The sequence below is a fragment of the Robinsoniella peoriensis genome (assembly GCF_000797495.1).
Taxonomy (GTDB): domain Bacteria; phylum Bacillota; class Clostridia; order Lachnospirales; family Lachnospiraceae; genus Robinsoniella; species Robinsoniella peoriensis.
In genome coordinates, this window is record NZ_JTGN01000012.1 from 231,699 (window position 1) to 245,582 (window position 13,884).

A 13,884-nucleotide genomic window follows, 5' to 3' on the forward strand; every position below is an offset into this window, starting at 1 on the left:
AGCACGGGGGACTCGCTAACAGTGGTTTGCTAGACCTTGCTGTACGGGATAAACCCGTTAAACTATCTGCCCTTTTCTAGGCGCAGTTATCCTTTTACTGCACCCCCAATGGTAAGTGCCTTCTCTACCTGCTCACTGAATATAGTATATATTATAATCGTAGGAATACTTGCCATAACAAGGCAGGCACCCATCGCTCCCCAGTCCGTAGAATGTTCCCCGGTAAAAGACGCCAATCCTACCGGCAGAGTTTTTACTGCATTATTGCTGATAAAAACCGATGCGACGGTATACTCATTCCACACGCCCAGAAAAATAAAAGTAATTGCAGTAGCAATAGCAGGCTTTGCTAACGGCATAATAATTTTGAAGAATGTCCGGTAAATAGTTGCACCATCCATAAACGCAGACTCCTCCATTTCTTTCGGAATGGAACGGAATGAAGTTGCCAGAATCATGCTGGAAAAGGATATGTTAAAAGCGATATATGGCACAATCAATGCAAAATATGTATTGGACATATGCATCTGGCGCACCAGGATTGCCAAAGGGATAATGATAACCTGTATCGGTATAAAAAGTCCCAGTGTCATATAAGTAGATGCCGCATTTTTAAATTTCCATTTCATCCTGGTAACCGCATAGGCAAATGGCAATGCAAGCACCATAACACCAGCAATAGAAACGACCGAAACAATGATACTATTTTTAAAAAATCCTACAATATTAAATGCGTTAATTGCATTGATATAATTCTCAAATTGGGGGCTTGTCGGTAATCCAAAAGGATTCAAGAAGAAAATCTCCTCATTTGTTTTCAGAGAATAAAACAACAGGTAAATAAGCGGATAGATACATATGATACTAAATATAATTAACAATGCCATAATAATGGCTGTCTTCCCTTTTTTCAAGACACTGCCTCCTTTCTAGTAAGTTGCGCTTTCTTTAATGGAAAATATTTTATTTATAATCACCGTCGCAATCAGACATTGCAGGACAAGAATGATAGCTGAGGTACAACCGTATCCAAACTCCCCTACCGTAAATGCATTACGAAAAGTCATATAGGTCAGCGTATAAGTCGAAGTACCCGGTCCACCTTTGGTTAACAGATTCATATGTGCGAATGCATTCAATCCGCCCGTGATGGCAAATACAAAACACATGCGGTATGTATCTTTTAATAATGGTAAAATGATTCTGGTATTAATCTTCCATTCCGATGCCCCGTCAATCCGTGCCGCTTCCAGATAATCTTCCGGAATAGCTTTCGCCCCCGCATAAATAATCGCAAACTGGTATCCGGTGTACTGCCATACATTTACAAATGTAACAGCATAGATTGCAAGTGTCATATCTGACAGCCAGTCTTGGCGGTAACTGACTCCCAGAATCTCAAACAAATGGTTAATCATTCCAAATTCAGGATTATAAATTGCAGACCACAGTTGACATACTACCGTTACAGACAATACAACCGGGATAAAGAATGCTGTCCTGAAAAATCGCTTGCCTTTTACTTTGCAGTTCATCATGGCAAAAGTCAGAAGTGTGGCACCTCCTACCTGAAATACCATGAGAATCCCTGCAAAAATAACACCATTTTTCAGTGACTCATAAAACAAGTCATCCTGAAACAATTCCTTATAATTTTCAATTCCATTAAATACTGCCTGGTTAATTCCATCCCATTCATAAAAACTTCGAAATACAGTCTGCAAAATAGGATAAAAAACAAAAATGGTAAATACCAGCAGCGCCGGCAGTGCAAAAAGTGCAACTGCCTTTTTATTTCCTAACATTTTGTTCATATTGCGCTCCTCCAATATAGAGGGCACAGATTGTAAATCAAATACTGTGCCCTGCTGCAACTGCTATTTTACTGTTTTTTCGATACTCTTATCAATATTAGCAGTGAAATCTTCTACTGTTTCACCTACCAGGAATTTTTGCATTTCTTCCGTAAAAGATGTAGCAAATTTTGTATTGGGAAGAGTATGTAAGAACTTCGTATCATAGGAAAATTCAGGTATCACTTCTAATAATTTCTTCGAGATAGGATCCAACTCATTTTGCAGGGTCAATCCATCGGTTCGAAGAGGTGTGGTTACCAGGGATTTTTGTTCATATTGGGCAACTTCACGGTAATAAGCAAACAAAAATGCAACTTCTGCTGCCAGATCCTTATCGGAAGCACTTGCTGTTACTGCCATTCCGCTTGTGTCGCCTCCTCCGGTCATGCAATACTGGTTTTCACTTTCCTTTCCTGCCTCAGCTGTAGGGTATGAGAGAATTACATCTACATTGTCACCCATTCCCTCAATTGCTTCTCCTGTGTACCAGCTTCCGTTTAAGAACATAGCAGACTGTCCTTCTTTAAACAAAGCAGATGCTGTATCAAAATCTGCATTGGTAACGCCGTCCTGGAATATTCCCGCCTGAATTAACTGTTCCATCTTACCGATTACTTTCTGATAGGATTCATCGGATGCCTTTGCCTCTCCTTTGGAAAGTGCATAGCATCCACCTGGATTTTCTTTTACCGCAAAAGTATCAAAAAATGCACCCAGGGGCCATGGCTCTTTTCCAAACATCGCCATGGGTATTATGCCTTTTTCTTTAAAAGTTTTTACGGCCGCTAATAAATCTTCGTAATTTTCGGGTACTTTAACATTATTATCCGCAAAGATCTGCTTATTATAATACCACAGGATCGGGGAAATGCTTCCCATCGGGAACTGATATACATTTCCGTCCGGCGAATACAGACAATTGTCCATGATTGCTTCTGTATAATAATCTTTGATCTTAAATTTCTCCACATAATCATTTAATGGCAGAATACTTCCGCTCTCAGCCAGCGTATCAATTGTACCGGAATCTACTAAAAGGATATCGGGAAGATCTCCTGTCGCCGCTCTGGTTTTTATCGTCTGACCTCCGTCAGAAGGAAGTGTCTCAAATTCCAAAGTAACATTTGGCAGCTTTTCTTTAATCTTTTCTGCTGCAAACTCTGCAAATGTGGTGCTGTCTCCTCCATAGTAGGTGCAGACACGGAACGTTACTTCTTCTTCTGATGATACAGATTTTAAATTTTCACCTGATGTTTTTGATTCACTAGCAACATCTTTTGCTTCTTGATTCGCGCTTTTTTCTGTTTCCTTTGTTTCACCTGCACATCCCGCCATGGAAAGAACCATCACTGATGCCAGTGCTGCACTGATTACCTTCTTAAACTTCATTTTCTTATCCTCCAATTTCATTTCTTTTTGTAACTGTATTGTAGCACTTTCCATACAAGCTTCGAAATGACTATCCGTGCCTTCATTGGTAAAAAACAGGACAAATAAATTTTTTCGGAGAAACTCCATAATACTTTTTAAAACATTTACTAAAATACCCCGGCTCGCTGTACCCCACCTTTTCTGAGACCATGGTAACTGTCATCTCCTCCTTTTCCATTAACTTTTTCGCCTCTTCCATCCGCACCTTGGTTAGTAAGTCTGAAATGGTGCATCCAAGCTGTCTGGAAACAATACGACGCAGATAACTGCTGTCCAGATAAACCCCTTCTGCAATCTTTTCCACTGTAAGCTCGCAGTCGCTGTAATTCCGTGCAATAAAGTCTTCGACCTGGGAAATGATCTCTACACCACGTTTAGAATAATTTGATTGAAACGCATTCATGGTTTTTTTTAAGACATCCTGCAGAAATGCAAGACAATCATTAAGCGATGTTTTCTTATATAATTCTGAATATGGTGAAAACTCCGCGCCAAAAATATCACCGATATTTCCATTCATTTCTGTAATATAAGACAGGCAGATTGACATCATCCCGCTGATCATCATATAGGCATAATCAGTTGGCAGATGTTTATCTACTATATTCCGATGGGTTTCCTCCAGAATTAGATTTATTTCGTCCCTTTTCTGTTTTCGCAGGCATGCAAGCAGCTGGTCATTCAAATCCAGCCTGTAAAAGGTGGCTTCGCTGTCCCCTTTATCAACTTCTTCATAGCAAATAACATGGCTGCCTCCTAAAAGAAATTTTTCTTCCAAAGCTGCTAACGATTTTCTGTATGATTTGGCTGCCTCTGTCATATCACTTACTGGATTACCTATCCCAACTGAAATGGGAAATCCCAGGTGTTCTTTGATCAGGCTGCTGGCTTTTTCATAATACCCCTTAATATCCGAAATCAGATCATACTTCCTGTCGTAGTTTAATATGGACACTACACGATCTTCCATACCATTGAATATCAAATGTGTTTCAGAGGTTCCAATTATTTCATCAAAAACTTCCTGGGCAATATTTGCTATGCCAAACTTCCAAAGATCCACATCCTCCTGCTTTTTCCACATCCCTAAAATATTGTCTATTTCCAATACACTTACCAGAAAATATTTACCGTGAAGTCTAATATCAATCCGTTCCAGACTTGTTCTTAATTCATCAACCTTTTGTTCTGATATCCCCCCAATCCATCTGCGTAAAAGCTCCTCCCGGACAATCTTAAGATCAGCCCTCTGTTGGTGTTTCTGCTCTGTACGTTTCCATATTTTTAATTTGAGTTTATACACTACATTTGTTAATTCTTCCTTGGAAAAAGGCTTCAGGATGTATTCATCTACACCTATCTGGACTGCCTTTCTGGCATATTCAAATTCAGAATAGCCGGTGATAAACACAATATTTAGATCCGAATCCATTTGTTTTAGCTGTTCCGCCAGAGTAATCCCATCGATACCCGGCATATTGATGTCTAAAAGAACAATATCCGGGTAAGTCACCTTCACCTTCTGTAACACCTCTTCTCCATTTTTACAAATACCGCAGACCTCAAATCCAAGGCTGTTCCAGTCCAGCACATGCTCCATATAAATCCTAAAGTGCGGTTCATCATCTGCAATCAAAACCTTTAACATTCCTCTTCCTCCATTCTCTTAGGTATATACACAATTACTTTCGTTCCCCTATTCACCATACTTTCTATATGAATTCCATAACTTTCCCCAAAATACAATTTAATTCTTTTATCCACGCTTCGAAGCCCGAAATGGCGTTTATGTTCTGGTTCATCTTGTGCCACCACCTGCCTGATTCGATCTTCCGTCATTCCGGCGCCATCATCTTCTACCGCAATTACCGCTGCACTTTCTTCCAGTCTTCCTTCAATTTTTATGGTTCCTTTTATTCCCTTTTCTTTCAATCCATGATAGATTGCATTTTCCACTAAAGGCTGCAAGGTCATTTTTAAAATGGCATAGTCTTCTATTTTCGGATCACAGCTGATCTTAAAATCAATCAGGTCGCAATATCTTTCCCGCTGAATAAATAGATAATTTTCTATATTTTTAATCTCATCCTTTATCGTGATAATCTCTTTTCCGCTGCTCAGGCTTGTCCGATAATAATCCGCCAGGGATTTCGTTAGTTTCGCCCCCTTAGATGCCATATTGCATTCACAAAACACATAGATCAGATCCAGGGTATTATATAGGAAATGCGGCTTAATCTGGGCCTGAATCAGTGCCAGTTCGTATTCCCGCCTCCTCTTCTGCTCTGCTTTTACCTGAATCAGCAGACCTGCAATCTTCCCCGTCATTCTATTAAATGCCGTTGACAATACTCCCACCTCATCTTTTGTATCTGCAGGGCATGAAATGGAAAAATCTCCGTTTTGAATCTTTTCTGCCGCCTGGGTCAATGCATGTATCGGTCTGGTTATGAATTTCGATAAGATAAAAATCAATAATACCGAAGTCAATATCCCGGTTATGCCCAAAGCAATCGTTATTCCCGTAGTCGTGCGTACATCCCGGGTCAAATCCTCAATTGAAATCTGACTCACCAGATTCCATTCAAGGTTACCAACCCATTTCTTTGTAACAAGGTATTGCTTTTTTCCAATCGTCATATTTTTGCTTCCATCTTCCTGCTCCTGAAGATAAGAACGCAGTTTACCATCCGGGACATTCTGCAGCAGCTTATCCTTATCCATAGAAGAAACTACTTCACCGGTATCGTTACTCAAAAAATACTCCCTTCCCAGGACTTCACCTTCCTTTCCCGGAAAAATTGCCGATATCCTGCTTTCATTTATATTCAGTAATACATATCCCAGAATCTTTCCCGTTTCCATATTAATAATCCTCTTTCCAAAAGTAAGAACCGGCTCCTGATCATTCAGATAATCCTTTTTCTCCATGGGAAACTGGATGCATTTTGCAATTCCCTTAGCCGGAATATTTGAAATAAAATCCAGTTCAATGCTTTCATAGTTTGGTGTCTGTTTAATTCCCACAGAGGAAATATTATTCTTCGTGTCAATAAACAATATAGACTCAATATCCGAAAAGCATCGTCTGTCATAATCTAGTGCTGTATAGATATTATTTTTGATGGAAATGAAAGAAATATTATCAATATTCGTTATATTTGCCTCACTGTACACACGGTTAATATCCTGTGCCAGCATATTCGAACAGGTAATTACATTTTCTTTCATAGACTCCAGCCGCACATTCATAATTTCACACTCATCCTGTGCAATTTCTTCTGCCTTCTCAATATTCGATCTGTATAATACCGAATTAGATGCAATCAGGATTAAAGCAACCAGCACAATTATAATGGGGACGCAGACTGATATAAATTTACTGCGAATACTCAGATTCTCGAAAACTCTTTCTATCAAATCGAGTATTCCTGAAAACCTCTTTCTCATTTTTCTCTCCTTTATTTATTAACAATAAATTATGAATAGCAATTCTGCTGTGATAACCAAATACCACATCAGACTATATCTCTTCCATTATATCATTTTTCAATATTTCTTTATTGGAAAAAACGTGTACTTTTTGGAGTTAATCGTGTTTAATAAAAAAAGTTATTGCTTTGCCCTTTACAGCAATGCAATAACTTTTCTATTATTTACACCAATATTCTATAATACTTTACTCAAAAAGCTCTTCAGTCTTTCACTCTTTGGATTACCAAAGAAGTCTTTGGGATTATTTTCTTCTATTATCTGCCCTTCTGCCATAAACAGAATACGGTCTGCAACTTCTTTTGCAAATCCCATCTCGTGTGTTACTACTACCATTGTCATATTTTCTCTTGCCAGGTCTGCCATAACGTTCAGTACCTCTCCTACCATTTCCGGATCAAGGGCTGAAGTAGGCTCATCAAACAGCATCACATCCGGCTTCATACAAAGAGAACGCACGATAGCAATTCGCTGTTTTTGTCCTCCGGATAATTGGCTTGGATAAGCATTTGCCCTGTCAGCAAGCCCGACTTTTTCTAACAGCTGCATTGCTTCCTTTTCTGCTTCTTCCTGTGTCTTCTTCTGAAGCTTCATAGGCGCAATCGTCATATTTTTAAGTATTGTCATGTGCGGAAAAAGATTAAAGTGCTGAAACACCATTCCCATCTTCTGACGATGAAGGTTAATGTCTGTTTTTGGATCCAGTATATCTACACCTTCAAATAAAATATGTCCTGAAGTCGGCTCTTCCAATCGATTCAGGCAACGCAGAAATGTACTTTTACCAGAACCGGACGGTCCGACAATAAATACAACTTCACCGGAACGGATTTCTGTAGATACATCATTTAATGCCTTAAAATCACCAAAGGCTTTTGTAAGATTCTGAACTCGAATTAAAACTTCTCCTCTATCGCTCACTGTTACGCAGCCTCCTTTCAAGACATTTTACCAGATACGTAAATATCATAACCAGTACTAAATAGATTGCCGCCACTGCCAGAAGAGGCATAGTCGCAGAATATGTCTGGCTTCGAATAATATCGCCGCCTTTTGTCAAATCCTGCAATGCGATATAACCTGCTACTGATGTTTCCTTTAATAATACGATAAATTCATTCGCCAAAGCCGGAAGTACATTTTTAAACACCTGTGGTAAGATAATATAAATCATAGTCTGAGGATAATTAAAACCCAGGCTTCGTCCTGCTTCAAACTGTCCGTTATCAATAGAAAGAATTCCTCCACGAATAATCTCAGCTACATATGCACCCGAATTAATACCAAAAGCAAGGATTGCAACCAGCACCTTATTAATGTCAAAAGCAGCAAAAATAACAAAATACGTAATCAATAACTGTACTACTACTGGCGTTCCGCGGATTATGGTCAGGTATACATTACAGATGAAATTTAAAATCTTCAGTTTTCCTGTCTTTTCATAAGTCGAACGTATCACAGCAACCAGGAATCCCAATAAAATACCGATAAGTACTGCAAATAAAGTAATTTCAAGGGTCGTTAACAATCCGTCTGTAAGGTATTTCCAACGGTCATCTTTAATAAAATTGAGATAAAATTTTTCCGCCATAGCTTATCTTCCTTTGTTTTATTGTGCCTTAATATATTTATCCAGGATTTTTTGCAGTTCTCCTGAAGATTTCAGTTCTGCAAGTGCAGTATTTACCTTTTTCAATAACTCTTCATTATCTTTTTTGATAGCAATTGCATATTCTTCTTCTGTATAAGCTTCATCTAACATTTTAATACCTTCATTCTGCTCAACAAACACTTTTGCCGGCTCACGGTCAATGATTACTGCATCAATTTTTCCCTGAGTCATTGCCTGTACTGCTTCGAAACCTTTGTTGTATCTTTCTACCGTAGCATCCTTGATATCTCCTGCATACTGATCTCCGGTAGTACCAAGCTGAACACCGATCTTCTTTCCTTCCAGGTCATTCGGGGAAGTGATCGGACTGTCATCTTTAACAATAACTACCTGTGTAGCTGTTGTATATGGATCTGAGAAATTAACATTCATAAGGCGATCTTCTGTTACAGTAAGTCCAGCAAGCCCTACATCTGCTTTTCCTGCATCCACTGCTACAATAATTGAGTCAAATGCCATATCCTCTACTTTTAATTCCATGCCCATGCTTTTTGCAATTGCTTCACCAATTTCCACATCAATACCAACTACATTATCTCCTTCGCGGTATTCATATGGAGGAAACTCCGCATTAGTAGCCATTACTAAAGTACCGCCTGTGGCTTCTGTACCTGCTTCTTTTGTTTCGCCAGCTGCCGCTGTGGTTTTTTCCGTTTCTGCTCCTTTGCTTCCACATCCTGCAAGTGATAAAATAAGGGATGCAGCAAGTGCAGTTACAATCATCTTTTTCATTCCTAAATCCTCCTAAATAAAATGTAAAATAATTCGTAAAAAAAGAAAGACAGATTCAAAAGTTGCCTTCAACTGCTTTCCCGCTTAATCAAATTTAACACTAAATTTCTGGGTTGTCAACAGTTTCATGCATATAATTGTAAAATTAGTTATAAACATGCATACATAAAAGACAGCCATAGATTTCCTATGACTGTCACATTCTTCTTATTTCTGCACAATATTAATAATTTTCTTAGGCACATAAATTTCTTTTACAATGGTACCCGTCAGTTTATCCGCAACTGCTTCTTTACCAGCCGCAATTGCATCTTCTTTAGAAATCTCTGCCGGAACATTAATAACAGCTTTTGTTTTGCCATTAATCTGTACCGGAACTTCAATCTCATCATCCTTCATCGCATCTTCATCATGCACCGGCCACTGATTCTTAAATACAGAACCGCTGTTTCCTAACTCTTCCCAAAGTTCCTCACTCAAATGAGGTGCAAATGGAGAGAGCAGAATCACTGCTGTCTCTAAAGTTTCCTGATCAATGCCGCCTTCTTTTTTAGCAAGGTCGATCATCTTATTATTATATTCCATAAAACCGGAGATTACGGTATTTAAGTTAAAGCTTTCCAGACGCTGTGTAATATCATGAACCATTCTATGACGGATTTTGACCATCTCTTTGGATGCAGCCATGTTTTTATCCTTATTATCCATTACCAGATTCCAGAAACGGTTGATAAACCGATATACTCCATCGATTCCTCTGTCATCCCACTCTGCATCTAATTCCGGCGGTCCTACGAAAAGTTCGTACATTCTAAGGGAATCACATCCATAATCATTAACTAAATCATCCGGAGAAACGACATTTCCTTTTGATTTACTCATCTTAATACCATTTTTACCGGTAATCATTCCCTGATTGAACAATTTTGTAAATGGCTCGTCAAAATCTACAACTCCAATATCGTTCAGGAACTTGGTATAAAATCTGGAATACAGCAAATGAAGAACTGCATGTTCTACACCACCGATATACATATCAACCGGCAGGAGTTTATCTGCTTTTTCTTTGGAAACCAGTTCTTCATTATTATGGCTGTCTACATAACGTAAGAAATACCAGGATGAACCAGCCCACTGAGGCATGGTATTGGTTTCTCTCTTTGCAGGCGCTCCACAAACCGGACATGTAGTATTTACCCACTCATCAATTCCAGCAAGCGGTGATTCTCCGGTACCTGTCGGCTGATAGCTCTCAACCTCAGGCAGTGTAAGCGGAAGCTGGTCTTCCGGAACCGGAACCGCACCACAGTGTTCACAGTGAACAATTGGAATCGGCTCTCCCCAGTAACGCTGTCTGGAAAATACCCAGTCACGCAGTTTATAGTTTGTGGTTACCTTGCCGATTCCTCTGTCCTCCAGACGAGACGGCAGATCACGTTTTGCATCCAGACTGCTCATTCCGTTGAATTCACCGGAATTAATCATAATGCCTGGCTCTGTATATGCTTCTGTCATATTTTCAATTTCTTTACCGTCTTTAGCAATTACCTGGACAATCGGAATACCAAACTTTGTTGCAAATTCAAAGTCACGGTCATCATGTGCCGGTACACACATAATAGCTCCTGTACCATAATCAGCAAGTACATAATCGGATAACCAAATCGGTACCTTGGCACCATTGATTGGATTTATTGCATAGCTTCCTGTAAATACACCTGTTTTTTCTTTATCCTGAAGTCTGTCAACAGAAGATTTCATGGACGCTTTGAAGATATAGTCTTCTACTTCTGCTCTTGTTTCATCCGTTGCCAATTCTTTAGCCATGGCATGCTCCGGAGCAAGTACCATGAATGTTGCACCGTAAAGGGTGTCCGGTCTCGTTGTATAAACTGTGATTGCATTATCTGTCCCGTCAACTTTAAAGTCAACTTCAGCACCATGACTCTTTCCGATCCAGTCAGACTGCATCTTTTTTACCTTTTCCGGCCAATCCAATTTATCCAGATCTGATAACAGACGGTCAGCATATGCGGTAATCTTCAGCATCCATTGTCTTAAATTTTTCTTGGTAACAGGAGTTCCACAGCGTTCACAAGCCCCATTTACAACTTCTTCATTGGCAAGTCCTGTCTTACAGGATGGGCACCAGTTAATAGGAAATTCCTTTTCATATGCTAATCCAGCCTTGAACATTTTTACAAATATCCACTGAGTCCATTTATAGAAATTCGGATCGGTTGTATTCACTTCCATATCCCAATCGTAAATTGCTGCAATTTCATTAATCTGACGTTTGATATTAGACACATTCTCTGCTGTAGATTTAGCAGGATGCACTCCCATCTTAATTGCATAGTTTTCAGCTGGTAGTCCGAACGCATCCCAGCCCATTGGATGAATCAGGTAATATCCCTGAAGCATCTTATATCTGCTCCAGACATCAGAGATTACATATCCTCTCCAGTGTCCTACATGAAGTCCATTTCCTGACGGATATGGGAACATATCCAGACAATAATATTTTGGTTTTTTACCATCATTTACATTTACCGGGTCAGCCTCCCAGTTCTTACGCCATTTTTGTTCAACCGCCTTATGATTATAAGGTACTGCCATTGTTCATTCCTCCTAAATAAAAATAGCCCTCTCGTCTTCTTATAGAGACGAAAGGGCTTTACTTTCCGTGGTACCACTCTAATTCATCCAAAAAGGATGCACTCATTAATTCTATAACGGGAATTCCCGCCTTAATCTACTAAATTCAATCAAGGAACTCCGAGGCGAGTTGGGAGTTTTTTCGTTACTGCCTCGCACCATCCGGCAGCTCTCTGAAACGCAAGTACTCTTAATACTCCTCATCACAGTTTTTGTCATATCGACTAACTGTTATTCTAACCATTTCTTGGTCATTTGTCAAGGAGTAACCAAAAACAATTAGGATTAATTTTTTGATTGATATCGTCTCTGGTTAATTATTCCTTTCTATATCTGTGTTCGAGTATATTATGCACAAATTACTGATAGAATTGTAAAATTACTGATAATTTTATAGGTATAGATGCTTGATCGGTTAAGGAGTGATTGGTTAGAATATATCCCATATTACTATTAATCAATTTGAATAAGCAAGACATATCTCGAAAAAAGTAGTTTCAATATATCCCATATTACAATTAATCAATCCTCTATTCCTGCACTTATAAGGATATAACGAAGTTTCAATATATCCCATATTACTATTAATCAGACATTTAGGAAATCATGGTGTATTAATAGACAAGTTTCAATATATCCCATATTACTATTAATCCGATAACTTTTCAATTAAGGGAGGAAATGAGTATAGTTTCAATATATCCCATATTACTATTAATCGTGGATAAGGTTACGGGGAAAGGACTATCCACTAAGTTTCAATATATCCCATATTACTATTAATCGCTGTTCCGATCGGAACTTGCAGCATAACAAATTGTTTCAATATATCCCATATTACTATTAATCAGGATAGGAAATTAATAACCCTTGCAGAAAAGGTTGTTTCAATATATCCCATATTACTATTAATCATCTTTAATGGGATTTGACCGGGTTAATAAACTTGAGTTTCAATATATCCCATATTACTATTAATCTAGACAGCTGGATCAGGGAGCTGGGGGAAGAGGAGTTTCAATATATCCCATATTACTATTAATCCAACGTTTTTCCACCATTCTTTCTTCCCACTATACCTCAAAACCCCCATAAAATCAAGCCTTTTTACATTATTTACCAGCCACTTTATTTTTTCCTAATTTTATCACGTAATACCAATTTTCCCACGATTTTCAAGCAATCCAGCTCTTTTTCCAATTTTACGCCTGGTAAATTTAAAATGACTTTTTCTGTACCAATAATTTTATAATTAAAAGTAGACCTTTTATAAACCATTGATTAATACCTGTACCGTCTAAAATAATCCTTCCCTAATATGATTTCTTGACGAAACCTCTTTTACAACACAATATCTTTATCATTCCTTTAACTCTAAAGCCTTTTACTGTATGTTTAAGAGCATTGCATTCACTACATTTCGCAGCATAATAGCTATAAAGAATGTCTTCTTTTTGCAAATTAAGTCCATATTTTTTATTGAAACAATTTCTGCATATATCTGTATTAATCAGTTGCTTTTTTAATTTCCATGGATTGATCATCTAACCTCTTCCCCTCTGCACAATTTTCTAGTGCCATAGTCAACCAGTTGGTTAACCAATCAATTGATAGTTCTTGATTATAACATCAAAATAAAGTTTATGAAGGTAAGATGTAATGAAATGCAGGTTTTTGTAATGAATTACTTTTTTATTTTAATAAAGACCTTTCAGCTATTAGATTTATTTAACGATACAATACTCTTTTAATATTATGGAATTTCGAAAAAATCAGTACCACCGGCTTAGCCGGTGGTTTGTTTTCCGCCCTATAAGGGCTCGTTTCCGGTACTGGAGTCTAAAGACTCATCGAAAGGTTCGCCAGCCGCAACGTCAGTTACCTGCTAAGCCCCTTGGGCTTATTTCTTTTTGCTTTTGTTTACTGGCTCACCCGTAAACGGGTCAATATACTCCTTCAAAGACATTTGATCATATTCCAAATCTTCCTTTAGTTGATTCCGAATATACTCTTCTATTTTTTTTGCATTTTTTCCTACTGTAT

At 38.4% G+C, this 13,884-nt stretch carries 9 protein-coding genes, 1 pseudogene, 1 CRISPR repeat array and 1 other annotated feature; all 10 genes and pseudogenes read right to left on the reverse strand.

What is annotated here, in order from left to right:
• Positions 1-86: 86 nt before the first annotated feature.
• A complete protein-coding gene (locus QR40_RS22545) occupies positions 87-914 on the reverse strand; it encodes a carbohydrate ABC transporter permease (RefSeq protein ID WP_242858573.1) in 828 nt (275 codons plus the stop codon).
• Positions 915-929: 15 nt separating this feature from the next.
• Positions 930-1,814, reverse strand: a complete 885-nt coding sequence (locus tag QR40_RS22550) for a carbohydrate ABC transporter permease (protein ID WP_044296822.1) — start codon at positions 1,812-1,814, stop codon at positions 930-932.
• 63 nt (positions 1,815-1,877) lie between these two features.
• Positions 1,878-3,299 carry an ABC transporter substrate-binding protein gene (locus tag QR40_RS22555; protein ID WP_160295859.1) on the reverse strand — a complete coding sequence of 474 codons (1,422 nt, stop codon included), beginning with the start codon at positions 3,297-3,299 and terminating at the stop codon, positions 1,878-1,880.
• A gap of 28 nt (positions 3,300-3,327) precedes the next feature.
• Entirely contained in the window at positions 3,328-4,935 is a 1,608-nt protein-coding gene (locus tag QR40_RS22560) for a response regulator (RefSeq protein WP_044296824.1), read from the reverse strand.
• Positions 4,929-6,737, reverse strand: coding sequence for a sensor histidine kinase (locus QR40_RS22565; RefSeq protein WP_044296825.1), 1,809 nt, complete (start codon positions 6,735-6,737; stop codon positions 4,929-4,931). The genes QR40_RS22560 and QR40_RS22565 overlap by 7 nt, the downstream gene beginning before the upstream one ends.
• Positions 6,738-6,956: 219 nt before the next feature.
• Entirely contained in the window at positions 6,957-7,700 is a 744-nt protein-coding gene (locus QR40_RS22570; protein WP_176731090.1) for an amino acid ABC transporter ATP-binding protein, read from the reverse strand.
• The gene (locus QR40_RS22575; protein ID WP_044296827.1) at positions 7,690-8,370 is read right to left on the reverse strand and encodes an amino acid ABC transporter permease; all 681 of its coding nucleotides are present in this window, start codon (positions 8,368-8,370) and stop codon (positions 7,690-7,692) included. The genes QR40_RS22570 and QR40_RS22575 overlap by 11 nt, the downstream gene beginning before the upstream one ends.
• 18 nt (positions 8,371-8,388) lie before the next feature.
• Positions 8,389-9,183 (reverse strand): basic amino acid ABC transporter substrate-binding protein, encoded by a 795-nt coding sequence (locus tag QR40_RS22580; RefSeq protein ID WP_044296828.1) that lies wholly within the window; start codon positions 9,181-9,183, stop codon positions 8,389-8,391.
• Positions 9,184-9,390: 207 nt separating this feature from the next.
• On the reverse strand, positions 9,391-11,802 hold the full coding sequence (gene leuS, locus QR40_RS22585; protein WP_027293877.1) for a leucine--tRNA ligase: 2,412 nt from the start codon (positions 11,800-11,802) through the stop codon (positions 9,391-9,393).
• A 40-nt stretch (positions 11,803-11,842) separates the two neighbouring features.
• Positions 11,843-12,057, reverse strand: a binding site (T-box leader).
• A 213-nt stretch (positions 12,058-12,270) separates the two neighbouring features.
• Positions 12,271-12,885: direct repeats of the CRISPR family, unit length 30 nt; unit sequence GTTTCAATATATCCCATATTACTATTAATC.
• 856 nt (positions 12,886-13,741) lie between these two features.
• Positions 13,742-13,884, reverse strand: a pseudogene (locus QR40_RS22595) (IS200/IS605 family transposase); the annotation flags it as partial.

Bases quoted from the DNA above. Each gene is read 5' to 3' on its own strand.
- leuS (WP_027293877.1), bottom strand. From the start codon at position 11,802: ATGGCAGTACCTTATAATCATAAGGCGGTTGAACAAAAATGGCGTAAG.
- QR40_RS22560 (WP_044296824.1), bottom strand. From the start codon at position 4,935: ATGTTAAAGGTTTTGATTGCAGATGATGAACCGCACTTTAGGATTTAT.
- QR40_RS22565 (WP_044296825.1), bottom strand. From the start codon at position 6,737: ATGAGAAAGAGGTTTTCAGGAATACTCGATTTGATAGAAAGAGTTTTC.
- QR40_RS22550 (WP_044296822.1), bottom strand. From the start codon at position 1,814: ATGAACAAAATGTTAGGAAATAAAAAGGCAGTTGCACTTTTTGCACTG.
- QR40_RS22575 (WP_044296827.1), bottom strand. From the start codon at position 8,370: ATGGCGGAAAAATTTTATCTCAATTTTATTAAAGATGACCGTTGGAAA.
- QR40_RS22580 (WP_044296828.1), bottom strand. From the start codon at position 9,183: ATGAAAAAGATGATTGTAACTGCACTTGCTGCATCCCTTATTTTATCA.
- QR40_RS22555 (WP_160295859.1), bottom strand. From the start codon at position 3,299: ATGGAAAGTGCTACAATACAGTTACAAAAAGAAATGAAATTGGAGGAT.